A 25,183-nucleotide genomic window follows, 5' to 3' on the forward strand; every position below is an offset into this window, starting at 1 on the left:
GGCCTACGCCGCCGGCTGGGTGCCGTGGTTCTACTACGCCTTCGCCGACAACCGGACGATGTTCCTCTTCTACATGGCGCCGCTCGTGCCGTTCATGGTGCTGGCCATCGTGCTCGCCGCCGGGCTGGTCATCGGGCCGGTGACGGCCTCGCCGCGGCGACGCGTGCTCGGCGCCTCCGCCGCGGGCGCGCTGGCCCTGCTCGCCCTGATCAATTTCTGGTATCTCTACCCGGTGTTCACGGCTGAGATCATCCCTTACCAGGAGTGGTACGACAGGATGCTGTTCAAGAAGGGCTGGATCTGAGCTGAAAACGACCTGCTTACCACAGATTCCCTAGGCTGGGCGGCGTGCAAGACCCAATACGCACCGGTTTCGGTCATCGTCAGGGCTGGGCCAGATACGGCAGACTTCGAGGCATGCCTGCACCGGACGTGGCGGCGCTCCTGGCTGAGCTGGAGCGTTCCGAGCCCGACTACGTCGAAGACGCCAGGACCGCGGTCGAGTGGCTCACCGGCGGCGAGCCCCTGGAGACCGTCACCCAGCTCGACGTGTGCGAGTTCCTCTGGTACACACTGCCGATCAAGGTCAGTGGTGACGAGCGAGCCCACAAGGCCGTCGCCGCGGCCCTCAGCCGCCTGCTCACACTCGGCGGCCTGGACAGGTACGCGGCCATGTGCCGTTCGCACACGACGGCCAACATCCTGCACGCCTACGCCCGGTCGGGCGAGGAGGCCGGGATCGCCGCCTACCGGGCGGCCCTCGACGCCACCGGCGTGCTGCCCCCCGACGTGGCCGACCTGCGGTGGAGCTCCATCATGGGCCCCGAGGAGCTGGGCGCCCACCTGGCCTGCTCGGCCGCGCTGGAGCTGGCCATCGTCTCCGGCGCGCTGGAGGTCGGGTCGCCGTCGTGGAAGGCCCACCGGGAGGCGCTGACCCGGCGCTGGCTCACCGAGCCGCGGGCCGAGCTGGGCGGCGACAACTGGCTGCACCGCGTGCACGGCGAGCGGCTGAACCGCTGGGTGCTCGGCCGCGGCGCGGCCCGCAGGGAGCTGGCCCAGCCGTTCGAGGTGCGGCTGCACGCGCCGGTGCCGCTGCCGCCCGGGGAACACCTCGCGCCGCTGCGCTGGCTGCTCGACCGGGCGGCCGAGCCGGGCGGGCTGACCCTCACCCGCAGGCACAACCTGTCCCGCGCGTTGAGCGTGGAGGCGGCCCAGGCGTTCGGCTGGGCCGCCGGCGGGTCGCCGCGCGGGGAGGCGGACGTGCCGCCGCTGAGCGCGCTGCGGGAGGCGGCCACGGGTGAGATGGGGGCGCTGCGCCGTACGGGGCGCAGGCTGCTGCTCACGGCCGAGGGGACCGAGCTGATGGGCGACCCCGGCCGGATGTGGGACGCGGTCGCGGCGGCGCTGCTCGCCCCGGCCGAGGGCGAACGGGACTTCGAGGTGTCCGCGCGGGAGGCCGCGCTGCTCATCCTCGCCGACGGGGCCACCGTGACGGTGACCGGGCTGCGCGAGCGGGTCGCCGAGGTGGTCACCGGCGAGGGCTGGCGCTCCGCAACCGCCCCGGCCACCGCGACCGCCCGCGGCGACGAGCTGGACGTGCCGCTTACCGGCCTGCTCCGGCGGCTCACCGCCTTCGGCCTCGGGCCGGTCATGGAGCTCGACGCGGAGGAGCCGTCGATCCGGCTGACCGCCAACGGCCGGGCCGCCGCCCTCGCGGCGCTGCGCGCGCACGCCCTGCGCCCGAGGAAGTACGTGAGCCTGGGGGTGATCACCCGGCCCCGCGGCTGACCGGCCGGGTCAGGCGTCCCCGCCGGGCACGGACCGGTGGAAGTCGGCGAACGCGACGACGTTGTCGAGGTATTCGCCCTGGGACCGGTCATAGCGCCCGCCGCAGGTGACCAGGCGCAGGGCGGGCGCCCTGGTGGGGCCGTAGACCTCGCGGGCGGGGAAGGCCGCCTTGGCGTAGGCGCGCACGCCGCGCACGGTGAAGACGGCCACGCTGCCGTCGGCCCGGGTCACCCGTACCCGGTCGCCGTGCCGCAGGTCGCCCAGCCGGTGGAACACCGCCGGTCCCGAGTCCCCGTCCACGTGGCCGAGCAGCACCGCCGGGCCGCGTTCGCCGGGCGAGGCTCCCCGGTCGTACCAGCCGGTGACGTGCGCGTCGTGCGTGGACGGCACGGCGAGCGAGCCGTCCCACCGGGTGCCGACCGACTGGACGGGCGCCCGTACGGCGATCGCCGGGATCTCCACCCGTACCGGGACCGACCTGCGCATCACCGCTCTGGCGGGGACGGCGCGGTCGTGCGCGGCGGGCAGCGGCCCGGCCGGCGGCGCGGGGGGCGGGTCGTAGTGGCGGTTGACGTACGCGTCCACGGCGACCGCCACGCCGGCGGCCATGAAGAGCAGCCCGGCGGCCTTGAGCACGACTTCCGCGAGGGTCGGCACCGTCGGCTCCCCCGCTAGGCCCGGCGGGCGTTCCTGCGGCGCAGGCGCAGGAACGCCACCGCGCCCGCGATGACGCCGACCACCGCGACGCCGATGCCCGCGCTGGCCGCCGGGCTGACGGCGCGCATCGCCGTCACCCCGTCGCCGGTGGCGACCCCGCCGCTCGGCCACGGCCCGTCCTCGTCCCAGCCGCCGTCCCGGTGGGCGAACCAGCCGTCCTCGGCGAAACCGCCACCGTCGTACTGCTCCTCGGCGGACCAGCCGCGCCCGCCCCGGTCGTGGCCGCCGTCGAACCCGTCCCGGCCGCCGAGCCCCTCGAACAGGCGGCCCAGCCAGCTCTCGCCGAACCGGTCGTCCGGGTCCCCGGAGCGGTCACCCGCGCCGTCCCCGACGGTGAGCCAGGCGCCGCGCCTCGGCTCCCCGCCCCCGCATCCGCCGCGCAGCAGGTAGCGGCCGGGCGCCGCGGGCGCGGTGATCTCGACGCTGTCCCTGCCGTTGAAGCCGACCCGGCCGAACGCCTTGGAGGTCACGAAGGCGTTGGTGGCGTCGCGGCAGTCCAGGGCGACGTCGAAGACGCCTCCCGGCCGCACCGATGCCGGGCTGATCCGTATCTCTTCGGGCCCGTGGCCGGGGTCGAGGCCCCGGCCCGCCGCCACCGACCGGGTGCTGACCTCGGCACGGCTTCCGTGGCCTGACGCGACCGCCGAGGACAGCAGGATCGCGCCGGCGACCACGACCACCCCGGCCGTCCCATGAAACGCCTGCACGTTGGTCCCTTCGGAGAAATGTAATCAATGGTGTGATCCGTTCCCGGAACACCTTCACGGCACCCCCAAAGATCAACACGCCTTCTCCCATGGCCGGAGTGACCGGCGAGCCGAGCGCGTTCCCCACGCACCTCTCACCGTCTCCAGCTACGCCCGGTTGAGCCTCTATACAGGAACTCATGACGTTGTGTTGCCGATCGATTACCCTGAGTTTGCGGTTCGGGGCCGCAACAGGGCGGCCCCACTCAGCGCACAGGAGGCACCCGATGCGACGCACCGCCACCGCGCTCGGCACTCTCGCCGCGGCAGGGATGCTCGCCCTCGCCGTCCCCAACTCCGCGCACGCGGCCTACGGGGAGCTGGTCATCGGTCCGACCACCTACGTCAACCCAAGCGGCTGCTACGGAACCCGGGGGTGGTGGCCGCTCCACGTCCGCAACTGGACCGACGGGGTCGCCGCGGTCTACGACGCCCCGGGCTGCACCGGCGTGATCATCGACTTCGTCTATCCCAACGAGATCAAGACCTTCTCCATCGGACAGAGCGTCTACATCCGCTGACGGACAGCACGCCCCCTGCCGCAACGGAGCGGCAGGGGGCTGCTCCGGCCGGGCGGCGTCAGCGGGCCCGGTCGAGCAGGTCGTGCAGCAGCTTGACGACCTCGTCCGGGGCGAAGTCCAGGGTGTGCCGTCCCACGCTGACCTCGAAGGAGCAGCCGTATCCGCCGGGGGCCGTGCGCAACGCCGAGAAGAGGCGGGTGCCGTGGTCGGCGACCATGGCGAGCTGCGCCCGCTCGACCCGCGCCTTCGGGGCCGGCAGGTGGATGTGGAACATCGGGGTCTGCGGCGGGTCGGGCTGGGCGCGGGCGACGCCGTCGGCGTTGATCGCCGCCGCGATGGCGATGGCGTGCTCGCGGAAGGCCGGCATCCGGGGCAGCAGGTCGTCCAGCCCCGCCAGCGCCGCCAGCGCCAGCGGCCACGCGTCGGTGATCGCCCCGCCGAGCCGGTGCCGCCAGACCGCCGCCTGCGCCATCGTGTCCTCGTCGGCGGCGAGGACGGCGCCCCTGACCCCCTGCAGTCCCTTGTAGAGGGAGACGTAGACGGTGTCGAACAGCCCGGCGATCTCGGCCAGGGGCCGCTCGTAGTACGTCTGGGCCTCCCACAGCCGGGCGCCGTCCATGTGCGCCGCCACACCGCTCGCGCGTACGGCCTCGACCTGCTCACGCAGGTCGTCCCACTCCGGCAGCAGGCCGCCGAGATCGCGCTGCGGCAGCTCCCACAGCACGGCGGCCAGCGGCTCGCCGACCCTGGCGAGATCCGAGCCGGTCATCAGCTCGTTGCGGTCGCCCGCGGGATGGAACCGCAACCCGTGCACCGCGCCGTACCCGCGCATCTCCGCCACGTCGAGGTGGCACTGCGGATGGGCGGCGAACGCCGGCCGCCCGCGCCGCTCGGCGTGCACCCGCAGCGCGACCTGCTGCGCCATCGTCCCGGTGGGGAACAACAGCGCGGTCTCCTTGCCCAGCAGCTCCGCCACCCGCCGCTCCAGCAGCGCGACCGGCCCGTCGGGACCGTCCGGCGGGGTGTCCGGGTCCAGCCGGTCGAGCATCCGACGCAGCACGTCGACGGGCATCCGATGCTGCGCGGCGTGCAGGTAGAAGGATCGGCGAACCTGGTGGGAAGGGCGCATGAGCGCACCATATATCGGGGCGAACCATGAATTCCTCACTGCCGCCCGCTTCCCGGCGTGCTGGCCGCAACAAGATCGAGGCAATCCGCACCGCGCACGACGCGGGCTGGCTGTGGGCGGGTCCCGGTCAGTCGTTGCCCTGGTGGCGATCCTTGAGGAGCTGGCACAGCAGGCCCAGGGTGGCGCCGCCGGCCGCTCCGGCGCTGAGCAGGGCGGTGGGCCACACGGCGCCGGCCGCCAGCGCCAGGGCGCAGGTGACGGCGGCGGCCAGCGCGGCGGCCACGAGGGTGAGCAGGGCGGGCAGGGTGAACATCGGCGTCATCCTCGGTGCGCTGGAAGGGGGTGGCCGGTGGCGGTCGTCTCGTCGGCCCAGAAGTCGACGAGTTGCTCGGCGCTGTACTGGTCGTAGGGCGGCATCAGCGGGATCCGTTCCGAGCGCAGCGCCCAGATCACGACCAGCATCCCCGCCACCTGCTCGGCGCACGGGTCCGGCCAGGTGAGGGGCGGAGGCGAGGCGTCCTGACAGGTGGCGGCCATCGGCTGGGGGGCCTCGGCGAAGCACTGCATCGGGGAGTTTCCCCTTCGTCGGTCCGGTGGGTCGAGACGACGATGGCGGCTCGGCGGCGGGCGGGCCATCGCCTCCAACGCCTCCGAACGGCCTCGAACGAGATGGCGGCTCCGCCGATGGGATGTGACTCCGGTGACCGGTGGGGTTCGGGTCCGTCCTGAGCCGTTCGGGATCGTTCGGGATTCTTCTGGGTTCTTCGGAGAGCCTCGGTTCTGTCCGGTGGGGTGGGCGGTGAATCACATCGGACGATGTCGAATAGGTGATCGGCCCCGGATTGCCCTCAATTGGTGGGAGCATGCTGCCGTTACAGTCCGTCGATTCATGATCACGACCGGCAAGGGCGATGGCTGACAAACACCGCGTTGCTCATGACGCCTTTGTTGCCCAGCTCAACCAGCTGAGGGAGCGGGCCGGCTGCCCGACGTTCACTCAGCTGCACCTGCTGTCCAAGCGCGGATTCCCGGGCGAGGGCACCCGCAGGGAACTCGTCCCGAGCACCACGAACGAGATCCTGCACGGCAAGCGGGCGAACCTCCCCGCCTGGGCCTGGGTCGTGTCCTACCTCGCCGCCTGCAAGGACGCGGCGACCCAGAACCAGCTCGACGTCCACGTGGACACCCAGCGATGGTTCGCCCACTGGCGCTCCGCCCAGGACACCACCCCGCACCCCGCGAACCCCCGCCCCGGGGACACCGCCCCCACCGTCCCCGTGCCTGTCCCCGTCCCGGCCGCCGGGCACCGTCCCGCGCTCGTCGAAGACCCGTATCCCGGCGAACGGCCGCCTGCCCCCTCTCCGGGCGAGCGGCCCTCGTCCGCCCCCGCCGGACACCCCTGTTTCGGCGGTGAGCCCCGCGCCGAGGAGCGTCCGCCCGGCGTCGAGCACGGCGACCTCGCTCCCGCCCTCGCCGCCGCCGCGCAGGATGACGAGCTGTCGCTGGCCCAGGCCGCCCAGTGCTATCTGGAGGCGCACGGCAGGACCGGGGCACGGCTGTTCCGCTGGGCCCAGGACGGCGACGGCGACGCGTGCCTCCAGCTCTTCCTGATCACCCTGCTGAACGGCTGGTCCCACGAGAGCCTGCAGTGGCTCGAACGCGCCTACGAAGCGCGCAATCCCGACGCCCTGCTCCTCTTCCAGGCGGCCGACCGCAGATCCGCCGCCGCGACGATCGCCTGCCGCTACGGGTGCGCGTACGAGGCCGATGGAAAGGTCAGCATGGCCGCCCTGTTCCACGGGCTGGCGAACGCCGAGGCGGAACCCGCCGACCCGCCGGAACCCGCCGACCAGCGGCGCGGGAAGCACTCCCGCGACGAGACAGGCGAAGAGACAGGCGAAGAGGCCCGGGACGACGGCCCTGATGTGGCCTACTGGCGCACCCATCACCGCCCCACCCTGGAGGTCGGCGCGCTCAGGTTCCCGGACGACTACCCCCCGCCGCTCGGCGCCCCCCTCCCCGACGACGTCGATCTGCACTGGCCCTCCACGGTGACCGACCTGACCCCGCCCCCGCCGACCTGGTGGCGGGACTGGCCGCCCGCCCCCCAGCCGAGGCCCCGCGCCTCCGGCCATCCCGAACTGGACCCGGACCTGCGGAGCTGGTTCTCCCGGTGACCCGTCCGCCCGCCGGAGGGGGCCGAGCGGGGAAGTCCGATCTGGCACACTCGTCCCCATGGGTCGCCGATTCCGACAAGTAGACGTTTTCACCAGCAAGCCGTACTTCGGAAACGCTCTCGCCGTGGTGCTCGACGGGGAGGGGGTGAGCGAGGGGGACATGCAGCGCTTCGCGCAGTGGACGAACCTCTCCGAGACCACCTTCGTGCTGCCGCCGACCAGCGACGACGCCGACTACCTGGTACGGATCTTCACCCCGGCGCAGGAGCTCCCGTTCGCCGGGCACCCCACGCTGGGCACCTGCCACGCCTGGCTGGAGGCGGGCGGCACGCCGAAGCGGCCGGAGGTGATCGTGCAGGAGTGCGGTGCCGGGCTGGTGCCGGTACGGCGGGTCGGCACCGGGCTGGCGTTCGCCGCGCCGCCGCTGCTGCGGTCCGGGCCGGTGGACGACGAGCTGGCCGGCCAGGTGGCCGAGTCCCTCGGGGTCGGCAGGGCGGACATCGTGGACATCGAGTGGGCCGACAACGGGCCGGGCTGGATCGCGGTCCAGCTCGCCGACGCCGACGCCGTGCTCGCGCTCACGCCCGGGTACCTCGACGAGAAGGTGGGCGTGGTCGGGCCGCATCCGGCGGGGTCGCCCGCCGCGTTCGAGGTCAGGGCGTTCTTCCCGGTGGCGGGGGCCATGCGCGAGGACCCGGTGACGGGCAGCCTCAACGCGTCCGTGGCCCAGTGGCTGCTGCGCACCGGCCGCGCCACCGCTCCCTACCTGGCCACCCAGGGCACCGCCCTCGGCCGCGCCGGCCGGGTACACGTCACCGCGGACGAGAAGGACATCTGGATCGGCGGCGACACCGTCACCTGCGTCAGCGGAGAAGTCGAGCTTTGACGCGGATCACGGGGAGCGAGCGGGGTGGAGCTTTCTGATGAGGTGTGGCGGTTCGAGGGCGGGGTCGCGGTCGAGATGGCCGCGGCGGGGAGGGGGATCTCGGTACTGCCGGAGGGGATCGGCGGGCTGACCGGGTTGCGGCGGATCGACCTCGACCACAACCGGCTGCGCGAGGTGCCGTCGCGGATCGGCGACCTCGTCTCGCTCAGCGACTACCTCTATCTCAGCGACAACGGGCTGACGTCGGTACCGGCGTCCCTGGGCCGCCTGGCCCGCCTCGACTACCTCAACCTGGCCGGCAACCGGTTGAGCACGCTCCCCGCGTCCCTCGGCGACATGACGGCGCTGCGCGAGCTGCGCGTGTACGACAACCGGCTCGACCGGCTGCCCGGCTCGATCGGCCGGCTGTCCGGGCTGCGCGAGCTGCACGCCATGAACAACCGTCTCACCGGGCTTCCCCCGGAGATCGGCGACCTGGCCGACCTGCGCCACCTCGACCTGCGCAACAACCCGCTGGACCGCCTGCCCGAGACGATCGGCCGGTTGTCCCGCCTCGCCCACCTGGACCTGCGGGCCGCGAGGCTGCGCGAGCTGCCCGACGCGCTGGCGACCCTGCCGAGGCTGGAGAAACTGGACCTGCGCTGGACGAAGCCGGACCGGATCCCGGCCTGGATCGACACGCTGCGCGCACGCGGCTGCGCCGTGCTCCTGTAGGGGCTAGTCCTCGGCGAGGTCGGCCGGGATCGTGAAGAAGCGGACGAAGACCGGGCGGGATCCGGGCGGGGCGTCCTCGGGCCGGTGGCCGTGCCGCCGGAGGAGCTCGATGTAGTCCTCGAAGAACCGGTCCATGCCCTCTTCGGTGAGGTGCAGGAGTCCGCGCGATCCCTTCGTCCAGGCGGGGTGCCGCCGGGCCGCGTCGGCGAACCGGTGGAAGAGGTCGAGGTCCTCGGCGGCCTTGGTCCTGATGATCTCGTCGAGCACCGGGCGCTGCTCCTCGGGCACGTCGTCCCCGGCCGGCCAGCGCAGGTCGGTGGGGACGCCGCGCCACCAGCGCTCCCGGCCGGTGGCGCGCTCGGGCACCTCTTCGACGAAGCCCGCGCGCTGGAGGAGCCGCAGGTGGTAGCTGAGCGTTCCGGTGCTCTCGTCGAGGGCCTTGCCGAGGGCGGTGGAGTTGGCAGGGCCCTCGCGGGCGAGGTGGCGGAGGATGCGCTGCCGAAGGGGGTGTCCGAGGGCTTTCAGGGCTGCGGTGTCGACGGCGCGGGGGGCCATGCGGCCCAGTCTAGCCCGCGGAGACGCTTTGCAGAGGAAGTTCTGCAACGCCCGGACCAGCCCTTAGACGCCCCTGAGTTCACCCCTGAGATCCTCCTGCAGAGATTGTTCTGCAGAATTTCCTCTGCAAGTCTGGGTCCGCCAACCCACCCCACGGAGGATCCCCATGACGCCGCCTTCGACCGCCGCCGCCGATTACCAGATGTTCCTGTCCGGCGCCGCGCGACACCTGTCCATCACCGGAGCCATCGCCCCCACCCTCCCCACCATGGCCCGCACACTGGCCGCCATCGTCCCCAGCACACACCCCGTCACCGTCATCGAACTCGGACCCGGCACCGGAGCCGTCAGCACCGCCATCCACACCCGCCTCACCCCCGGCTCCCGCCACATCGCCATCGAAATCGACCCCCACATGATCAACCACCTCCACCACACCCACCCCTGGCTCGAAGTCATCCACGGCAACGCCACCCACCTCACCCAACTCCTCACCACCACCGGCACCCACCAAGCCGACGCCATCGTCAGCACCCTCCCCTGGTCCATGATCCCCACCCCACAACAAACCACAATCCTCCAACAAATCGCACAAACCCTCGCCCCCGGCGCCGCCTTCAGCACCGTCGTCGGACTCCACGCCCGACCCCTCACCACCAACGCCCGCCGCTTCCGCCACCACCTCACCACCACCTTCGACGAAGTCCTCACCACCAGCACCATCTGGCGCAACATCCCCCCATCCCGCAGCTACGTCTGCCGCCGCCCCCGTGTCTGACCTCCTCGGCACCCGCCGTGCACGGCGGTCACGAGAGCGCGCAGGAATGGGGATGCAAATGGGAAAAAAGCGTTAAATGTGGACATGATGGCCTGTGGTGGCGGAGATGTAGCTGAGATCAGGAGGGCTTTGATGGAGTAGAAGCGAGGCTCGGGAATGGACAACGTTGACGGACAGCACCGTCCGGGGGCGCCCCCGGCGGCGCACGGTGGATTTCCGAAAGGGAAGCGGTGGGCGCTGGTCGCCACCGTCATCGCGTGCTCGGCGGCATTGTTCTGCCACTTTCTTATGACGTTCTTCTACATCGCACCGCCGAACCCCTTGTACGAGCGCCACAGCGCGCTCGTCGACAGTTACATGCAGCCCTATTTCGCGCAGGACTGGCACCTCTTCGCCCCCGACCCGGCCGTCTTCAACCCACGGATCCTGGTCAGGGCCAAGGTCCGCACCGGCACGGCCGCGGAGCGGGAGACCTCCTGGCTCGACATCACCGGCCCCGCGGTGGCGAAGGTCGAAGGTCACGTGTTCCCGCGCCGGCTGTTCCGGGTGGTGGGCGGCGCCTCGCAGATGCTGCTCGGCGCCGGGATCAACCCGGCCACCGGACAGGCCGGACAGAGCGGACAGGGCGGACAGGGCGGACAGGGCGGACAGGAGACCGGCGAACCGACCGGCTTCCAGGCCCCCGCCGAAATGCCCGCGAACGAAGCACCCGCGAACGAAGCACCCGCGAACGGATCACCCGGGGCCGGGATGCCGCCCGGGCAGGAACCCGGCGGATTCGAGGGCGGCCAAACGGCGGCCCCCGCGGCGGACCCCGGGGCGGACCCCGCGGCGGACCCCTTCGTGGCGCGCACGATGCGCTACGCGCACACGCTGGCCACGCTCGCCGCCCGCGCCGAATGGGGGGACGGCGTGTCCGCGGTCCAGATCAGGTTCGCCGGCCACGTCTTCCCGGACTTCGCGCAGCGGAACAGCGGCCGGCCCGACCAGGTCAGCCGAAGTGACCTGGACTGGGCACCCCCGGTGAGCGTCTCCGCGGACTCGGTCCGCCTGTGGAAGGAGCGGTACCAGTGAGCGCGGAAACTCTGGCACCCCGTGCGGTGGCCGCCCGGATGGGCCGGCGGGCCGGGGATCTTCTGGACCGGGCGACCGGGCGGCGGTACGGGCTGTACGGGCTGGCCGTACTCCGGATCGGCTACGGCCTGGCGCTGATCGGCATCCTGCTGGTCAACTACGGTGACCGCAGGCTCCTGTGGGGGCCGGAGTCGCCGTGGACCGGCGACCTGTTCACCGGGACGCTGGCCGACCGGGGCTCGTTCTCGCTCTACGCGCTCCTGTCGTCCGGGCTGTGGTTCGAGGTGCTGTACCACGCGACGATCGTGGCCGCGGCGGTGTTCGCGGCGGGCTGGCGGACCCGGTGGGTGACGCCGGTGCTGCTGGTGCTGCTGTGGTCCTGGCACGAGCGGAACCCGTTGCTGGTCGACGGCGGCGACACCCTCATGCAACTCGTGCTGATCTACCTCTGTTTCGCCGACCTGTCCGCCCGCTGGTCGGTGGACGCGCGGCGCAGGGCCGGCCGGGAGGAGGACCGCGGGCGGTTGCGCTGGCGCGTCCTCACCGTGCTGCACAACACCGCCGTGCTCGCCACGCTGGCGCAGATGTGCCTGGTCTACGTGACCGCCGGGATGCTCAAGGTGCAGGGCGAGCGCTGGCAGGACGGCACCGCCCTCTACTACGCGCTGCGGATCGCGGAGTTCCAGCCGTTCCCCGCGCTCAGCCGGCTGTTCTACGACCACGAGTTCCTCGTCGTCACGTCCGGCTATCTGGCGGTGTTCGTCCAGTTGCTGTTCCCCGCGCTGATGCTCAACACGGTGACGCGCAGGCTCGGGCTGGTCGCGGTGATGGGCATGCACGTGGGGGTGGGCGTGCTGATGGGCCTGCCGTTCATGTCCTTCATCATGATCGTCACGGATCTGCTCTTCGTGCGCGACTCGACGTACGCCCGCGTCGCCGGGCTCGTCACCGCCGCCGTCCGGTCCCGGCGGGCCGCGCCGCCCGCCCCCGGCCCGGTACGGCCGGAGCGGAACGGACACGGCGCCGCCGAGCCGGAGTGGACCGGATCGGTGACGTGAGAGCGACGGGAGAGCGAGCTGGGAGCGACCGGCCCGGCGCGGGCCCGGTGACCGGTCAGCCCGGCACGTGCTGGCAGGCGGCGAGGTGGCCTTCCTCGCCGTCGTCGCTGATCAGGCGCAGGCCGGGCTCGGTGGCGCAGGCGGGCAGCGCGACCGGGCAGCGGTCCCGGTAGCGGCAGCCGCCCACCTCGGCGGTGGCGGTGGGCAGGGCCGCCGGGGGCACCGGCTCCGCCGGGATGGCGGTGGCCGCGCCGCCGGCGGCCACGTGCGTGACGAGCCGGGGCACGGAGCCGAGGAGCAGCCGGGTGTAGGGGTGCGACGGTTCGAGGAAGACCTGCTCGGTCGGGCCGGTCTCGATGATCCGCCCGCGGTACATGACCGCGGTGCGGTCGCTCACCTGGCGCACCACGGCGATGTTGTGCGACACGAAGATCATGGACAGCCCGAGGGTCTGCTTGAGGTCGAGCAGCAGGTTGATGATGTTCGCCTGGACGGAGACGTCCAGTGCGGACACCGGCTCGTCGGCGATCAGCACCTTGGGCTCCAGCGCGAGCGCCCGGGCGATCCCGATCCGCTGCCGCTGCCCGCCGGAGAACTGCCGAGGCGTCTGCCCCAGCGCCCGGTACGGCAGGCCGACCAGGTCCAGCAGTTCCCTGCTGCGCTTCGCGACCTGGTCGCGCGGCACGATCCGGTGGTAGCGGAGCAGCTCGCCGAGGATCTGGCCGACGGTCATCCGGGGGTTCAGCGAGCTGTAGGGATCCTGGAAGACCATCTGCACGAAACGCCGCTGGGCGCGGGTGGGGGTGCCGGCGATCGGTTCACCGGCCAGCCGTACGACGCCGGCGGTGGGCCGGTAGAGGCCGACGACGCAGCGGCTCAGCGTCGACTTGCCGCAGCCGGACTCGCCCACCAGGCCGAGCGTCTCCCCCTCGCGCAGCACCAGGTCCACGCCGTCCACGGCACGGAGGGCGGGCCGGGGGCGGCGGGCGATCCGGTCGGCGAGGCCGTACCGGCCCTCGAACTGCTGGACCAGGCCCTCGACGGCGAGAACCTCGCTCATCACACCTCCTCCACCGTGGCGAGCCCGGCCACCAGGTCGCTCCATCGATCGGCCTCCTCGTGACGCAGGCACGCGGTGGCCCGGTCGCCCGGCAGCGCCACCAGCGGCGGATCCTGTTCGCGGCAGGCGTCGGCCGCGAACAGGCACCGGGGCGCGAACGAGCACCCCGCCGCCGTCTCCATCAGGTCGGGCGGCTGCCCCGGGATGGTCAGCAGCCGGTGCACCGGCGCGTCCGGATCGGGCACCGACCGCAGCAGCGCGAAGCTGTACGGGTGCCGGGGCGCGCTGAGCACGTCGAGGATGGGGCCGCTCTCCACGACGCGGCCCGCGTACATGACGTAGATCCGCCGGCAGGTCTCGCTGACCACCGCCAGGTCGTGGCTGACCAGGATCAGGCCGACGCCCTCGGCCCGGCGCAGGCTCTCCACGACGCCGAGCACCTGGGCCTGGATGGTGACGTCCAGGGCGGTGGTCGGCTCGTCGGCGAGGATGAGCCGGGGGCGGCCGGACAGCGCGATCGCGATGCAGATCCGCTGCCGCATGCCGCCGGACAGCTCGTGCGGGTAGGCGCGGTAGCGGCGTTCCGGGTCCGGGATGCCGACGCGCTCCATCAGTTCGACGGCCCGCGCCTTCGCCTGCGCGGCGGACATGCCGAGCTTGCGCCGGGGCGCCTCGGCGATCTGCGCGCCGACCCGCATCACCGGGTTGAGCGCGGTCAGCGAGTCCTGGAAGACCATGCCCATGGCGCCGGTGAGCCGGCGGCGGCGTTCCCTGGCGGGCAGCGCGGTGACGTCGACGCCGTCGAGCACGATCCGGCCCGAGCTGATCCGGGCCGGCTGCGGGAGCAGGCCGAGCAGGGCGCGCAACGTCAGGCTCTTGCCCGAACCGGACTCGCCGACCAACCCGACAGCCTCCCCCGCGTCGGCGGTCAGCGATACCCCGCGCACGGCGTGCAGCGTGCCGTGCGGCAGCGGGATCTCCACGTGCAGGTCCTCGACCTCCAGCAGTGGGCTCATCGCAGGTTCATCCGTTCCACCAGGCCGTCGCCGATCAGCGCGAGCGCCAGACCGGTGATCACGACGGCGAAGCCGGGCAGTGCGGCCAGGTACCAGTGGGTCAGCATGAACTGCTGGCCGTCCTGGATCATGGATCCCCAGTCCGGCGTGGGCGGCGGCACGCCCAGGCCGAGGTATCCCAAGGTCACGATGGCGAGGATGGACAGCACGATGTCGCTCATCGAGAAGACGATCGCCTGGAGGACCACGTTGGGCAGCAGGTGCCGCAGCAGGATCCGCCAGGTGGGCAGGCCGCTGGCCCGCGCCGCGAGGGCGTACTCCTGGTTCTTGGCCACGAGCACCTCGCCGCGCACGATCCGGGCGTAGGCCACCCAGCCGACCAGCGTGATCGCGAGGTAGATGCTGCCCGTGCCGGGGCCGAGCGCGAAGACCAGCGCGATCACCAGGACGAAGAACGGGAACGCCACGACCATGTCCACGATCCGCATCACCAGCGTGTCGAACCAGCCGCCGAACCAGCCGCTGACCAGCCCGAGCACGGTGCCGATGAGGAACGGCGAGACCACCGCGAGCACGCCCACCCGCAGGTCGATGCGGGCGCCGTAGAGCAGTCGGGCCAGCGTGTCGCGGCCGAACCGGTCGGTGCCGAGGAGGTGGCCGCGCGATCCCGGCGGCAGCAGCGCCTGGGTGAGGTCCTGGGCGGTCGGGTCCGCCTTGGTGATCAGCGGGGCACAGATCGCGGCGAGCACGAGCAGCCCGAAGAGGATCAGCCCGGCCAGCAGCGGCCCGTTGAACCGGCGGGACCGGCGGCGCGGCCGGGGCGTCGTCCCGGCGGCCGGCACCGAACGGCCGGGCAGGGTCAGCGCCTTCACGACAGCCTCACCCGGGGGTCCAGGCCGGCGTGCGCCACGTCGGTGAGCAGGTTGACCGCGACCACCATGACCGCGAAGAACATCGTCACCCCCTGGACCACCGGGAAGTCCCGGTTGAAAATCGCGTCGATCATCTGGGTGCCGACCCCGGGCAGCGAGAAGACCCGCTCCACGACCAGGGTCGAGCCGACCAGGTAGGCGATGTTGACGCCGAGCACGGTCACCGAGGAGACCGCCGCGTTGCGCAGCGCGTGCCCGGCGATCGTCCGGCCCGCGCCGATCCCCTTGGCCCGCGCGGTGGTGATGTAGTCGCTGCCCAGTACGTTGATCATGCTGGTGCGCAGGCTGCGTACCAGGATCGGGGTGAGCGCCAGCGCCACCGTCAGTCCCGGCAGGATGATCCCCTGCACGTGCTGGGCGAAGGTCGTGCCGTACCCGGAGACCGGGAAGAGGCCGAGTTTGAGGGCGAAGAGCAGGATCAGCATGATTCCCAGCCAGAAGGCGGGCATGCCCAGCCCGAGCAGCGGGACGGTCCTGATCACGTGGTCCGCGAGTCCGCCGCGGCGGCTCGCCGCCCACACGGCCAGCGGCACGCTGACCAGCACGGCGAAGATCGCCCCGGCCAGGATCAGCCACAGCGTGGCGCTGATCCGGCCCAGGATCAGGCTGGTCACACTGGACTGGTAGAAGAACGAATGGCCCAGGTCACCGTGCAGCAACCGGCCGAGGAAGTCCAGGTACTGGCGCCAGACCGGCTGGTCCAGGCCCATCTGGGCGTGCAGCGCCGCCACCGCCTGCGGCGTCGCGTGGGTGCCGAGCAGTGTCACCGCCGGATCGCCCGGCACCAGGTGGATCATGAAGAACACGATCAACGTGGTGCCGAACAGTACCGGAACGGCGGCGAGCAGGCGGCGGCCGATGTAGAGGACGAACCCCATATCTGCCTCCTTCGATGTCGCGAGGCCGGGTCAGGCGGTGAAGTAGACGTTCTCAAGGTGGTAGCTGCCGGTCGGCAGCACCTGGAAGCCTGCCACCCCGCTCCGCGTGGCATAGGGGAACGGCTGGTAGTAGAGGAACGCCATGTACGCGGACTCCGCGGCCTTCGTCTGGATCTCGCTGTAGAGCTGCTGGCGGGCCGTGGTGTCGAAGGTCTTCTGCGCCTTGTGCACCAGGTCGATGGTCGCCTTGTCGTCGTACCCGGTGTTGAAGGAGTGGCCGCCGGTCGTCGGGTCCAGGGCGTACTGGGCGAGCTCGTCGGGGTCGGCGATGTCCATCGTCCAGTAGCTGTGGGTGATCTCGAAGTTCAGCTTCGTCTGCAGGTCGTGCACGGCGCTCGGGTCGGTGTTCTGGATGTTCATCGTGATGCCGAGCTGCTTGAGGGACGCCTGCATGATCTGCGCGATGGCGGCGTCCGTGGAGTCGCCGGAGGAGGCGAGGTAGGTGGTGGTGAAACCGTTCGGCACCGACGACTGGGCGAGTTCCGCCTTCGCCTTGGCCATGTCGAACTGGAGGCCGGGGGTGTTCGCGTCGTAGTAGGGGACGGTCGGCATGAAGACCGAGTTGGCCGCCTTGCCGTTGCCGAAGAGCACCGACTTGACCAGTGCGTTCCGGTCGATCGCGTAGCTGATCGCGCGCCGGACGTGGATGTCGTCGTAGGGCTTCTTCGTGTTGTTCATCATCACGTAGTCGGTGCGCGTGGAGGGGAACACGTCCACCTTGACGGTGCCGGAGGAGCGGAGCTGGTCCAGCGTGGAGAACGGCGGGTTCTCGTTGATGTCGGCCTGGCCGCCCTGCACCATGAGGTTCCTGGTGTTGTCGTCCGGCACGACCTGCCAGGTCACGCTGTCCACCGCGGGCTTGCCCTGCTGCCAGTAGTGCGGGTTCTTCTTCAGCGTCAGCGAGCTGCCCTTGGACCAGCTTCCCCACATGAACGGGCCGGTGCCGACCGGCGCGTTGTAGAAGTCGTCGGCCGACCTGCCGCCGTAGTTCTTCGGCACGATGCCGTTGTTCGGGCAGGCCAGGTCGGCCAGCAGCGGCGCCCACGGGTACTTCGTGGTGATGACGACGGTGGACGCGTCCGGCGCGGTGACCTTGTCGATCGCGCTGTTGATGAACTCCCATCCGCCTTTGGTCGAACCGGCTTTGTCAAGGGAGAATTTGACATCTTCGGCGGTGACCGGTTGACCGTTGCTGAACAGCACTCCGGAACGCAGTTTGAACGTCCAGGTGAGCTTGTCGTCCGAGGTCGTGTAACTCTCGGCGAGCCACGGCTTGACGCTCTTGCCGTCCGGGGCGTTGGTATAGAGCGTTTCGAAGATCTGCTGGAACACCCAGATCGACGCGTTGCTGAACACCATCGTGTTGTTCATGGAAACCGCGTCCTGGCTGCGGACGATCTTCAGGTCGCCGCCGACCCGCTTCCCGCCGCCCCCGCCGCCACCTGCGGCGGTGTCGGTCCCGTCGCCGCCGCCTCCGCAGGCGGCGAGCAGGCCGCTCACGCCCACCGCCCCGAACAGGCCCAGCGCGTGGCGGCGGCTCATGCGGTAACGGGAGAGCTGAGCGTGGACGGGACCGGGCACCCGGCTGTCATTCTGATCGGAATTGGGCATGTTTTTGACCCCCAGGGGACATGGTCAATCAGCGCGGAACCCGCGATAAGGGCCGGCCCTGCCGCCGAACGGCGGCTACCGACGGGCCTGACGGTATGAACTCGATGTGCCGGTCAGGCTACCTGGCCGTTACGGTCCTATTTCCGGACGTTGATAATAACTATTATCAGTCATGCCAAATTGGCAGCAATCGTTCAGGTGACCTTCAGCTCGGGCAGTGCCTCGGCCAGGAAGTCGCGCATGGTCCGCTGGAAAAGATCGAATTCCTCGATCTGCGGCGAATGCCCGGACTTCTCGAAGACGACGAGCTTCGCGCCGGGGACGAGCGAGGCGATGGTCTCGGAGCAGGAGACCGGGGTGACCCAGTCGGTCCGGCCCACCGTCACCAGCGTCGGGCACCGCACGCCCGGCAGGGCCGGCTTCACGTCGTAGTTCGGCTCGTTGTACTGGAAGCACCAGTTGTGCGCCTCGTGCCGGTAGATCCCGGCCTCCACCCTGGCCGCCGCCTGAACCGGGTCGTACTCGTAGTCGTAGAGCGGGATCAGCTCGGCCCAGCACGCCTTCAGGTCGGCGTCGTCGCGGATGTTGCCGCTCCAGTACCGATGGAAGTTGTCCCAGTCGATCTCGACCCTGGTCTGGTTGCGGGCGTTCTCGAAGGCCAGCTCCAGGCTGGAGCCGTCCGGGGAGGTGTCCCGCAGGATCATCGCCCTGACCCGGTCCGGGTAGGCGATGGCGTACTCCATGGCGATGAAGCCGCCGTAGGAGCCGCCGGCGACGACGACCTGCTCCGCGCCGATCCACTCCCGCAGGCCGTCCACGTCCGCGGCCCACTGCTCGTGCGAGTACGGCGGGACGCCCTCGCTCAGGCCGCAGCCGCGGGCGTCGAAGACGACCACCCGGAACAGGTCGGCGAGCGGGCCGAAAGTGGCCTTCGGCTCGGCCAGTGAGCCGATCCCGCCGCCGCCGTGGTGCGCGATGAGGACCGGCCGGCCCGCCTCGCCCAGGACCTCGACGTTGAGGTCGGCACCGTTGATCTCGACGATCACGTGTACACCCGCCTTTCACGCGGTGGAGTTCGCAGGTCGCCGCCTCAGAAGAGGGAGTGCCCGCCGTCGATGGAGATGACCTGGCCGGTGATCCAGGAGGCGTCGGCCGAGGCGAAGAACTTGACGCCGTTGGCGATGTCCTGGGCGGTGCCGAGCCGGCGCAGCGCGATGCCCTCGACGAGCGCGCGCTGCCCTTCCTCGCCGTAGCTCCGCCACTGCTTCTCGGTGGTCGGGTTGGAGCGGACGAAGCCCGGCGCGATGCAGTTCACCGTGATGCCGAACCGGCCCAGCTCGTGCGCCATCTGCCGGGTGAAGCCGATCTGTCCGGCCTTGGCGCCGGCGTACGCCTGGATGCCGGTGAGGCTGAAGCTGCGCCCGGCGCCGGAGGAGATGTTCACGATGCGCCCGCCGCCGGCCGCCTTCATGCCCGGCACCACCGCCCGGGTGCACAGGAAGGTACTGGTCAGGTTGGCGTCGACGACGGCCCGCCAGTCCTCCTCGGACACCTCCTCCAGGGGACGGTGGACCTGGCCGACCACCCCGCCGGCGTTGTTCACCAGCACGTGGACCGGACCGATCCGGTCGACCAGCGCCGCCACCTGGGCGGCGTCCGTCACATCCGCCGTGTCCCGGTCGACGCGGTGCACGGCCGCGCCGAGCCGCTCCAGGGTGTCGGCGATCGCCGAGCCGATGCCCTGCGCCGTGCCGGTGACCAGCGCCGTCTTCCCCGCCAGCTCACTCATTCCGCGATGCCCCTGGTCAGCAGCACCGCGACGACGAACGTCTGGTAGAGCCGCAGCGGGTCGTCGTCGGTGATGGTCACGGTCTTCTCGTCCACCCGCCGCACGCCGCGCAGCATGGCGGCCATCTCCGCGATGTCGCCGTTGCGGAACCGCACCTTCAGGGTGGCGGGCAGCTCGATCGCGGGCGGCCTGAAGTCGCCCAGCCGCTCCAGTGCCCGGCGCGCCCCGTCGTGGATCAGCTGACGGGCCCGCACCGGGTGCGGCGAGGCCGCGGCGAACCGGCTCACCGACTCCTTCACCACGACCGTCTCGATCCCCGGGCAGAACGGCTCCGCCTCCTCGCCGGTGGTCCGGTCCCCGGTGATCAGCACCACCGGCACCCCGTGCCCCAGCGCGACGAGGGCGTTGATGCCGGACTCGCCGGCGATCGTGCCGTTGAGCCAGACGTCGGAGATCGCCCTCGGGTTGTACGTGTGCGACAACGCGGAGGACGCCGAGCTCATCGAACCGTGGTAGGAGACGTAGAAGATCGCGTCGAAGGAGGAGTCCAGCCCCTCCATCATGTAGCGCGGCTTGTGCCGCCCGGACAGGTAAGCCGCCTCGCCGTGCAACTGGTCGGGCCGCAGGTTCTGCATGGTCGAGTGGGAGTCGTTGACCAGGAACTCCGTCGCGCCCGCGGCGGCGGCGCCGTCGATCGCGGCGTTCACCTCGGCCTGGAGCAGGCCCCGGTAGTACTCGTACTCCGGGCTCGGGCCGCTGCACTGGGACCAGTCGACGACGCCGGTCGTGCCTTCCATGTCGCTGGAGATGAAGACCTTCACAGCACACTCCTGTCGAGCATCGCCGGTTCGGTGTCGCCGGGTCTCATGACGGCGTACCTCGCGCCGGGCTGGGAGGCGGCGCCGCCGTGCCTGCCGTCCGGGGTGAGCGCGAGCACCCGCAGCTCGGCGCGGTACTCGTCGGGCAGGATGGCGGCGTCGGCGAGTGCCGCCCGGCAGGCCGCGGCCGGGTCCTCGCCCGCGCCGAGGAGGTCGACGACCCGGCGGGCGGTGCCGGCGCGCATGGACAGCTCGCCGCGCCCGGTGCAGGCGGCGCCGCCGGCCCGCAGGTCGCAGTAGTTGCCGGCGCCGGGGATCGCCGAGTCGCCCACCCGGCCGGGGTACTTCCACGGGTAGCCGCTGGTGCTGACCCCGACGCACATCTCGCCGTGCGCGTCCAGGGCGATGATGTTGATGGTGCCCCACGGCCCGTCGTGCGGGGCCATCCGGCGGACCAGTTCCAGCGCGGCGCGCCGGTAGAGCAGGTCGCCGTCCTGGGCGGCGGTGTTCTCGCCCTCCACCGACTCCTCGCCGGCCTGGAGCAGCGTCTCCCGCCACATCTTCTCGGCCTCGGGGGTGAGCAGCTCGGCGGTGCCGAAGCCGCACTCGGCGGCGAAGGTGGCGGCGCCCTCGCCGACCAGCAGGCCGTGCTGCGGCAGCCGGTCGAGGACGGCCCTGGCCACCGAGATCGGGTTGGGGTAGCCGCGCAGGCCGGCCACGGCGCCGAAGGCGCGGGAGGAGCCGATCATCAGTGACGCGTCCAGCTCGACCTCGCCGCGGGCGTTGGGCAGCCCGCCGGTGCCGACGTAGTGGTCGGCGGTGTTGTCCTCGCAGACCCGCATCGCGGCCTCCACCGCGTCGATGGCGCTGCCGCCGCGGGCGAGGATCTCGACCCCCGCCGGCAGCCCGACCTCGCTGCGCTCACTGCCGATCATGACTGGTGTGGATTCAGGCATGTTCCTCCGTCCGGGTCGCCCTGGAACCGTCGCAACCTCGTGGAACGCAGCCTAGACATCTGACATATCAGTTGTCGACAAGTTGTTGATGACAGGTATGCCATGCGATGGTGGACGGCATGCGCTTCACCATCATCGGCAGCGGGGCCATCGGCGGCACGGTCGGCGCCCACCTGGCCCGCGACGGCCACGACGTGCTCTTCTGCGACGCGGACGCCGCCCACGTCGCCGCGATGAACGAGGGCGGCCTGCACATCGAGGGACCGGTGGACGCCTTCACCGTGCCCGCCCGCGCGGTGCTCCCCGGCGACCTGCCCGACCGGCTGGACCGGGTCGTCATCGCCGTCAAGTCACACCACACCGAGGCCGCCGCCGCGCTCGTCGCCGGCCGCCTCGCCCCTGGCGGCTACGTGCTCTCGCTGCAGAACGGCCTCACCATGGACGTCCTGGAGGAGGTCGTGGGCGCGGACCGCCTCGTCGTGGGCTTCGTCAACTTCGGCGCCGACTACCTCGCCCCCGGCCGGATCCTGCACGGCAACGTGGCGACGTTCCGGATCGGCGAGCAGTCGGGCGAGGTCACGCCCAGGGTCGAGGAGCTCGTCAGGGCACTGCCGTGGGCGGAGGCCACCGGCAACATCAACGGATACCGGTGGGCGAAGGAGGCGTACGGGGCGATGCTCTTCGCCACCGCCGTCTCCGATCTGTCCATCGCCGACGCGCTGGACGACCCGGCGTACCGGCCGCTGATGCTCGGGCTGGCCCGGGAGGTGCTGGCGCAGTCGCCGGTGACGCCCGAGCCGTTCGACGGGTTCGACCCGGACGACCTGGAAGGGTCGATCGACCGGCTGGTGACGTTCAACCGGGCGAGCGCGAAGAGTCACAGCGGCGTCTACCGCGACCTGGCCGTGCGCAGAAGGCCCACCGAGGTCGGCGACCTGGACGAGCTGGCCGGGCCGCTGACCAAGCACGTCGCGGCGGTGATCCGCGCGATCGAGCGCGGCGAACGGCGCTGCGAGCGGGCCAACCTCGACCTCCTGGCCGCCTACGAGCGGGCCGAACGGCTGGGCCGGCCGCTCAACGCCGTCGTCGCGCTGCCGCCCGCCCCGGCGCGCGCGGCGGACGGCCCGCTGCTGGGCACCCCGGTGGCGGTCAAGGACATGATCGACATCGCCGGTCTGCCGCGCGGCAACGGCAACCCGGCCGCGATGGCGGGCCCGCCGGCCGCCGCCGACGCCCCGGTCGTCGCCCGGCTGCGGGCCGCCGCCGCCGACGTCTTCGCGACGGCGAGCCTGCTGGAGTACGCGGCCGGCGCGCCGCACCCTGACCTGCCGGAGGCGCGCAACCCGGTCGATCCGGCGTTCACCGCGGGCGGCTCCAGCGGCGGTTCCGCCGCGCTGGTCGGGGCGGGGGTCTGCGTCGCGGCGCTCGGCACCGACACCGGCGGCTCCATCCGGGTGCCGGCGCACTACTGCGACGTCGTCGGCGTCAAGCCGAGCGCCGGCCTGGTCCCGCTGGACGGCGTCGAAGCGCTCGCGCCCAGCCTGGACACACTCGGCGTGCTCGCCGCCGACGTGCCGACCGCCCGCCGGGTGCTGGCGGTGATCGCCGGCCGCCCGCTGGACGCCCCGCCGCCCGCCGGTCCTCCGGCCGGTCCGCTGCGCCTGGGACTGCTCGCCGACCAGCTCGGCCACCCCGGCGTCGAGCCCGCGGTCCGCGCCGTGCTCCAGGAGGCGGTCGAGGCGCTGCGCCGGGCCGGTCACCAGGTGGTGGAGCTGGACGGCGCGCCGCTCGCCGCGCTCAACGACGTGTTCGGCCCGATCGTGCTGCACGAGGCGTGGCAGGTGCACGGCGCGCGGTGCCTCGCCGATCCCGGCCACTACGGCGCGACGACCCTGCGCCTGCTCCGTGAGGCGGCGACCGTGGACGAGGCGGCCTACCTGGCGGCGCTGCGCCGCCGCGACGAGCTGCTCCCGGCCGCCGCCGCCCTGCTCGACGGGGTGGACGCGCTGATCGGCCCGGCCGTGGCCTACCCGGCCCCGGAGCTGACCCCGCCCATCGACACCGCGGAGGGCGAGCTGGAAGGGCTCTTCACCGGGCCCTACAACGTCACCGGGCAACCGGCGATCTCGCTGCCGGCCGGCCGTACGGATGCCGGGGCGCCGGTCGGGCTCCAGCTCGCCGGGGCGGCCGGCGCGGACGCCGCGCTGCTCGCGGTCGCCGAGAAGGTCGCCGCCGCCCTCGCCGTGCGGTGAGGGCGGGCCGCGGGTCAGAAGAGATTCTGCAGGCTGGCGCGTGACGTGCCGACCAGGTGGCGGATCTCCCGCTCGGCGGCGTCGGGATCGCGCCGCCGCAGCGCCTGGAGCAGCGTCTCGTGTGGCTGGATGTGCCCGTCGGTCACCATGCGGTTGCGGTGGCAGTAACGCCAGAAGCGCAGGTTGTGCAGGTGCAGCGACTCGGCCAGCGGGCCGAGGAAGTCGTTGCGGACCATCTCGGCGAGACGCACGTGCGCCTCGTGGTCACGCGCCAGGAAGTGCAGGTAGTCACCGGTCGCCCCGGCCTCGTCGACCGCCTTGAACAGCATGGTCAGCTCTTCCAGCTCGGCGTCGGAGACCTTGCCGCACAGCTCGCGGACGAGGCCCGTCTCCACGATCAGCCGGGCCTCCATCAGGTTGAGCACCTCGGTGAGACTGAGGTTGGCGATCACCATGCCGCGGCGCGGGATCACCCAGATGAAGCGCTCCTGGGCGAGCCGGGCGACCGCCTCCCTGATCGGCATCCGGCCGATGCCGAGCGCCTTGGAGAGCTGCAACTCGTTGACCATCTCGCCGGGAGGATAGGTGAGGTCGACGATGCGCGCCCTCAGCTCCTGGTAGGCGGTCTGGCTCACCCGCGCCGGCGGCTCCGGCGACGGCACGGCTCCCAGCTCTGCCGGCGTGCTGGGCACGGGCTGGGACCGCGTCTGTCCGGACATGATGATCAACCTCGTCCAAGCTCTCGGGGCGCCGGGGGCATCCAGAAATATCAGATGGAATCCCTTTGATATTACAGGGCGAGGATACCTGACGGAGGCCGGTCAGAACGACACGGAAAGGACCTCGAACTAAAGAGCAATATTCTGCCCGGACATATCAGTGCCGTAATTCACTTCGAAGCCGGGAATCCGCCGCGATAAGCGCTGTGCCGGCCACTCGTCATCCGAGGCAAGCCGAAGTGAGGTGACCTTCGCCGCCTGCGACGCCTCGCGGATGTCACGCGAACGCCAGGCGTCGCCGGCGTGCCTGTAGCGTCGTGCCGTGCCGATTCAACGCCTCGCGTTCGTGGCTCCTCTCGACGAGGACGACGACGTCGAATGGGACGCGGACGGCGGGTGGTGTCACGTCGTGGCCGGCCATCCGTTCGTTGCGTTCGCCGCAGAGCAGGGATGGGAGTCGATGCCCTTGCCCGAGTCGTACGAGGACGGCGACCGCGCCGTGTGCGCCTGGCGCACCGCGGACGGCACACTCGTACGGCTGACGCTGGACACGGTCATCGCGGTGACTCTTGTCGAGCTGCAGGGTGACTCGACCACGGCGACGGAGGCGATGATCCGGTCAGTCTGGGAGTGCCGGACCTGTGCCGAAGCGCTGTCCATGCTCGCCCTGGTAAGCACGCTCGGGACCGCGCAGGCCAGGCGGGAGCTCCGGTCGCTGGCCGCCACCGGGCCGGCGGATCCGGATCCACGAGTGGTCCGGGCGGTCGAGGCCGCGGTCCACGACGCGCGACCTGCGGTGCGTTCGGAGGCGATGACGGTCGTCCGGTACCTCAAGTGGCAGGAGTTCCGCCCCAGTGTGGAACACCTTGTGCGCGTGGAAGCTGACGATGCGGTCGGGTCGAACACGCGTTTCCTGCTGGACATGATGAGGCAGGCGGCCGGCACCTGA

The 25,183-nt window shown here is 71.6% G+C and carries 26 protein-coding genes and 1 pseudogene; 11 read left to right on the forward strand and 16 right to left on the reverse strand.

The window, feature by feature from the left end:
• Window positions 1-304 (forward strand): annotated as a pseudogene (locus QSK26_RS38710) (phospholipid carrier-dependent glycosyltransferase); the annotation flags it as partial.
• Window positions 305-417: 113 nt separating this feature from the next.
• The gene (locus tag QSK26_RS38715) at window positions 418-1,788 is read left to right on the forward strand and encodes a hypothetical protein (RefSeq protein ID WP_285780339.1); all 1,371 of its coding nucleotides are present in this window, start codon (window positions 418-420) and stop codon (window positions 1,786-1,788) included.
• Window positions 1,789-1,797: 9 nt separating this feature from the next.
• On the opposite strand, the gene QSK26_RS38720 is transcribed toward QSK26_RS38715, so the two are convergent.
• Complete coding sequence (locus tag QSK26_RS38720; protein WP_285780340.1) at window positions 1,798-2,445, reverse strand: class F sortase; 648 nt, start codon at window positions 2,443-2,445, stop codon at window positions 1,798-1,800.
• A gap of 14 nt (window positions 2,446-2,459) precedes the next feature.
• Window positions 2,460-3,212, reverse strand: coding sequence for a hypothetical protein (locus QSK26_RS38725; protein WP_285780341.1), 753 nt, complete (start codon window positions 3,210-3,212; stop codon window positions 2,460-2,462).
• Window positions 3,213-3,478: 266 nt separating this feature from the next.
• On the opposite strand from QSK26_RS38725, the gene QSK26_RS38730 reads away from it, so the two are divergent.
• Window positions 3,479-3,772 carry a hypothetical protein gene (locus QSK26_RS38730; RefSeq protein WP_285780342.1) on the forward strand — a complete coding sequence of 98 codons (294 nt, stop codon included), beginning with the start codon at window positions 3,479-3,481 and terminating at the stop codon, window positions 3,770-3,772.
• 58 nt (window positions 3,773-3,830) lie between these two features.
• Here the strand turns inward: QSK26_RS38730 and QSK26_RS38735 are convergent, their stop codons facing one another.
• The 3 genes from QSK26_RS38735 to QSK26_RS38745 all read right to left on the reverse strand — a co-directional run bounded on the left by QSK26_RS38735 (window position 3,831) and on the right by QSK26_RS38745 (window position 5,468).
• Window positions 3,831-4,901 (reverse strand): threonine aldolase family protein, encoded by a 1,071-nt coding sequence (locus QSK26_RS38735; protein ID WP_285780343.1) that lies wholly within the window; start codon window positions 4,899-4,901, stop codon window positions 3,831-3,833.
• A gap of 127 nt (window positions 4,902-5,028) precedes the next feature.
• Window positions 5,029-5,214: a hypothetical protein gene (locus QSK26_RS38740; RefSeq protein ID WP_285780344.1), complete on the reverse strand. Its 186-nt coding sequence runs from the start codon at window positions 5,212-5,214 to the stop codon at window positions 5,029-5,031.
• 5 nt (window positions 5,215-5,219) lie between these two features.
• The gene (locus tag QSK26_RS38745; RefSeq protein ID WP_285780345.1) at window positions 5,220-5,468 is read right to left on the reverse strand and encodes a hypothetical protein; all 249 of its coding nucleotides are present in this window, start codon (window positions 5,466-5,468) and stop codon (window positions 5,220-5,222) included.
• A gap of 344 nt (window positions 5,469-5,812) precedes the next feature.
• Here QSK26_RS38745 and QSK26_RS38750 point away from each other — a divergent pair, with 344 nt between their 5' ends.
• From QSK26_RS38750 to QSK26_RS38760, 3 genes are read left to right on the forward strand one after another with little or no spacing between them, the layout of a single operon-like run.
• Window positions 5,813-7,078 (forward strand): hypothetical protein, encoded by a 1,266-nt coding sequence (locus tag QSK26_RS38750; RefSeq protein ID WP_285780346.1) that lies wholly within the window; start codon window positions 5,813-5,815, stop codon window positions 7,076-7,078.
• A gap of 58 nt (window positions 7,079-7,136) precedes the next feature.
• On the forward strand, window positions 7,137-7,964 hold the full coding sequence (locus tag QSK26_RS38755) for a PhzF family phenazine biosynthesis protein (protein ID WP_285780347.1): 828 nt from the start codon (window positions 7,137-7,139) through the stop codon (window positions 7,962-7,964).
• Window positions 7,965-7,988: 24 nt separating this feature from the next.
• Window positions 7,989-8,678, forward strand: coding sequence for a leucine-rich repeat domain-containing protein (locus QSK26_RS38760; RefSeq protein ID WP_285780348.1), 690 nt, complete (start codon window positions 7,989-7,991; stop codon window positions 8,676-8,678).
• Window positions 8,679-8,681: 3 nt separating this feature from the next.
• Here the strand turns inward: QSK26_RS38760 and QSK26_RS38765 are convergent, their stop codons facing one another.
• Window positions 8,682-9,233 carry an ArsR/SmtB family transcription factor gene (locus tag QSK26_RS38765; protein ID WP_285780349.1) on the reverse strand — a complete coding sequence of 184 codons (552 nt, stop codon included), beginning with the start codon at window positions 9,231-9,233 and terminating at the stop codon, window positions 8,682-8,684.
• A 166-nt stretch (window positions 9,234-9,399) separates the two neighbouring features.
• Between QSK26_RS38765 and QSK26_RS38770 the strand changes: the two genes are divergently transcribed.
• From QSK26_RS38770 to QSK26_RS38780, 3 genes are all read left to right on the forward strand, one after another.
• Window positions 9,400-10,011 carry a class I SAM-dependent methyltransferase gene (locus QSK26_RS38770; RefSeq protein ID WP_285780350.1) on the forward strand — a complete coding sequence of 204 codons (612 nt, stop codon included), beginning with the start codon at window positions 9,400-9,402 and terminating at the stop codon, window positions 10,009-10,011.
• A gap of 156 nt (window positions 10,012-10,167) precedes the next feature.
• Window positions 10,168-11,085 carry a DUF5819 family protein gene (locus tag QSK26_RS38775; RefSeq protein ID WP_285780351.1) on the forward strand — a complete coding sequence of 306 codons (918 nt, stop codon included), beginning with the start codon at window positions 10,168-10,170 and terminating at the stop codon, window positions 11,083-11,085.
• Window positions 11,082-12,143: an HTTM domain-containing protein gene (locus QSK26_RS38780; RefSeq protein WP_285780352.1), complete on the forward strand. Its 1,062-nt coding sequence runs from the start codon at window positions 11,082-11,084 to the stop codon at window positions 12,141-12,143. The genes QSK26_RS38775 and QSK26_RS38780 overlap by 4 nt, the downstream gene beginning before the upstream one ends.
• 55 nt (window positions 12,144-12,198) lie before the next feature.
• Here QSK26_RS38780 and QSK26_RS38785 read toward each other — a convergent pair whose 3' ends face one another.
• The 9 genes from QSK26_RS38785 to QSK26_RS38825 all read right to left on the reverse strand — a co-directional run bounded on the left by QSK26_RS38785 (window position 12,199) and on the right by QSK26_RS38825 (window position 21,242).
• Window positions 12,199-13,203, reverse strand: coding sequence for an oligopeptide/dipeptide ABC transporter ATP-binding protein (locus tag QSK26_RS38785; RefSeq protein WP_285780353.1), 1,005 nt, complete (start codon window positions 13,201-13,203; stop codon window positions 12,199-12,201).
• Window positions 13,203-14,219 (reverse strand): ABC transporter ATP-binding protein, encoded by a 1,017-nt coding sequence (locus QSK26_RS38790; RefSeq protein ID WP_285780354.1) that lies wholly within the window; start codon window positions 14,217-14,219, stop codon window positions 13,203-13,205. The genes QSK26_RS38785 and QSK26_RS38790 overlap by 1 nt, the downstream gene beginning before the upstream one ends.
• Window positions 14,216-15,091, reverse strand: coding sequence for an ABC transporter permease (locus QSK26_RS38795; protein ID WP_285780355.1), 876 nt, complete (start codon window positions 15,089-15,091; stop codon window positions 14,216-14,218). The genes QSK26_RS38790 and QSK26_RS38795 overlap by 4 nt, the downstream gene beginning before the upstream one ends.
• Window positions 15,088-16,029 (reverse strand): ABC transporter permease, encoded by a 942-nt coding sequence (locus QSK26_RS38800; RefSeq protein WP_285780356.1) that lies wholly within the window; start codon window positions 16,027-16,029, stop codon window positions 15,088-15,090. The genes QSK26_RS38795 and QSK26_RS38800 overlap by 4 nt, the downstream gene beginning before the upstream one ends.
• Window positions 16,030-16,059: 30 nt before the next feature.
• Window positions 16,060-17,631: an ABC transporter substrate-binding protein gene (locus tag QSK26_RS38805; RefSeq protein WP_285780357.1), complete on the reverse strand. Its 1,572-nt coding sequence runs from the start codon at window positions 17,629-17,631 to the stop codon at window positions 16,060-16,062.
• Window positions 17,632-17,894: 263 nt separating this feature from the next.
• On the reverse strand, window positions 17,895-18,746 hold the full coding sequence (locus QSK26_RS38810; protein WP_285780358.1) for an alpha/beta fold hydrolase: 852 nt from the start codon (window positions 18,744-18,746) through the stop codon (window positions 17,895-17,897).
• A 44-nt stretch (window positions 18,747-18,790) separates the two neighbouring features.
• Window positions 18,791-19,489 (reverse strand): SDR family NAD(P)-dependent oxidoreductase, encoded by a 699-nt coding sequence (locus QSK26_RS38815; protein WP_285780359.1) that lies wholly within the window; start codon window positions 19,487-19,489, stop codon window positions 18,791-18,793.
• Entirely contained in the window at window positions 19,486-20,310 is an 825-nt protein-coding gene (locus tag QSK26_RS38820) for a M55 family metallopeptidase (RefSeq protein ID WP_285780360.1), read from the reverse strand. Before QSK26_RS38820 ends, QSK26_RS38815 begins: the two co-directional genes overlap by 4 nt.
• The gene (locus QSK26_RS38825; RefSeq protein WP_285780361.1) at window positions 20,307-21,242 is read right to left on the reverse strand and encodes a glycosylasparaginase; all 936 of its coding nucleotides are present in this window, start codon (window positions 21,240-21,242) and stop codon (window positions 20,307-20,309) included. Before QSK26_RS38825 ends, QSK26_RS38820 begins: the two co-directional genes overlap by 4 nt.
• Before the next feature lie 140 nt (window positions 21,243-21,382).
• On the opposite strand from QSK26_RS38825, the gene QSK26_RS38830 reads away from it, so the two are divergent.
• The gene (locus QSK26_RS38830; RefSeq protein WP_285780362.1) at window positions 21,383-23,515 is read left to right on the forward strand and encodes an amidase family protein; all 2,133 of its coding nucleotides are present in this window, start codon (window positions 21,383-21,385) and stop codon (window positions 23,513-23,515) included.
• Window positions 23,516-23,529: 14 nt separating this feature from the next.
• On the opposite strand, the gene QSK26_RS38835 is transcribed toward QSK26_RS38830, so the two are convergent.
• Complete coding sequence (locus QSK26_RS38835) at window positions 23,530-24,234, reverse strand: GntR family transcriptional regulator (protein ID WP_285780363.1); 705 nt, start codon at window positions 24,232-24,234, stop codon at window positions 23,530-23,532.
• A 322-nt stretch (window positions 24,235-24,556) separates the two neighbouring features.
• On the opposite strand from QSK26_RS38835, the gene QSK26_RS38840 reads away from it, so the two are divergent.
• On the forward strand, window positions 24,557-25,183 hold the full coding sequence (locus QSK26_RS38840) for a hypothetical protein (RefSeq protein WP_285780364.1): 627 nt from the start codon (window positions 24,557-24,559) through the stop codon (window positions 25,181-25,183).

This window comes from Microtetraspora sp. NBRC 13810, from assembly GCF_030268685.1.
GTDB lineage: Bacteria > Actinomycetota > Actinomycetes > Streptosporangiales > Streptosporangiaceae > BSRQ01.

Coding starts and splice junctions, on each gene's coding strand:
- QSK26_RS38790 (WP_285780354.1), bottom strand. CDS start 14,219: ATGAGCCCACTGCTGGAGGTCGAGGACCTGCACGTGGAGATCCCGCTG.
- QSK26_RS38715 (WP_285780339.1), top strand. CDS start 418: ATGCCTGCACCGGACGTGGCGGCGCTCCTGGCTGAGCTGGAGCGTTCC.
- QSK26_RS38745 (WP_285780345.1), bottom strand. CDS start 5,468: ATGCAGTGCTTCGCCGAGGCCCCCCAGCCGATGGCCGCCACCTGTCAG.
- QSK26_RS38805 (WP_285780357.1), bottom strand. CDS start 17,631: ATGAGCCGCCGCCACGCGCTGGGCCTGTTCGGGGCGGTGGGCGTGAGC.
- QSK26_RS38770 (WP_285780350.1), top strand. CDS start 9,400: ATGACGCCGCCTTCGACCGCCGCCGCCGATTACCAGATGTTCCTGTCC.
- QSK26_RS38775 (WP_285780351.1), top strand. CDS start 10,168: ATGGACAACGTTGACGGACAGCACCGTCCGGGGGCGCCCCCGGCGGCG.
- QSK26_RS38765 (WP_285780349.1), bottom strand. CDS start 9,233: ATGGCCCCCCGCGCCGTCGACACCGCAGCCCTGAAAGCCCTCGGACAC.
- QSK26_RS38835 (WP_285780363.1), bottom strand. CDS start 24,234: ATGTCCGGACAGACGCGGTCCCAGCCCGTGCCCAGCACGCCGGCAGAG.
- QSK26_RS38830 (WP_285780362.1), top strand. CDS start 21,383: ATGCGCTTCACCATCATCGGCAGCGGGGCCATCGGCGGCACGGTCGGC.
- QSK26_RS38740 (WP_285780344.1), bottom strand. CDS start 5,214: ATGTTCACCCTGCCCGCCCTGCTCACCCTCGTGGCCGCCGCGCTGGCC.
- QSK26_RS38735 (WP_285780343.1), bottom strand. CDS start 4,901: ATGCGCCCTTCCCACCAGGTTCGCCGATCCTTCTACCTGCACGCCGCG.
- QSK26_RS38785 (WP_285780353.1), bottom strand. CDS start 13,203: ATGAGCGAGGTTCTCGCCGTCGAGGGCCTGGTCCAGCAGTTCGAGGGC.
- QSK26_RS38750 (WP_285780346.1), top strand. CDS start 5,813: ATGGCTGACAAACACCGCGTTGCTCATGACGCCTTTGTTGCCCAGCTC.
- QSK26_RS38755 (WP_285780347.1), top strand. CDS start 7,137: ATGGGTCGCCGATTCCGACAAGTAGACGTTTTCACCAGCAAGCCGTAC.
- QSK26_RS38825 (WP_285780361.1), bottom strand. CDS start 21,242: ATGATCGGCAGTGAGCGCAGCGAGGTCGGGCTGCCGGCGGGGGTCGAG.
- QSK26_RS38815 (WP_285780359.1), bottom strand. CDS start 19,489: ATGAGTGAGCTGGCGGGGAAGACGGCGCTGGTCACCGGCACGGCGCAG.
- QSK26_RS38800 (WP_285780356.1), bottom strand. CDS start 16,029: ATGGGGTTCGTCCTCTACATCGGCCGCCGCCTGCTCGCCGCCGTTCCG.
- QSK26_RS38730 (WP_285780342.1), top strand. CDS start 3,479: ATGCGACGCACCGCCACCGCGCTCGGCACTCTCGCCGCGGCAGGGATG.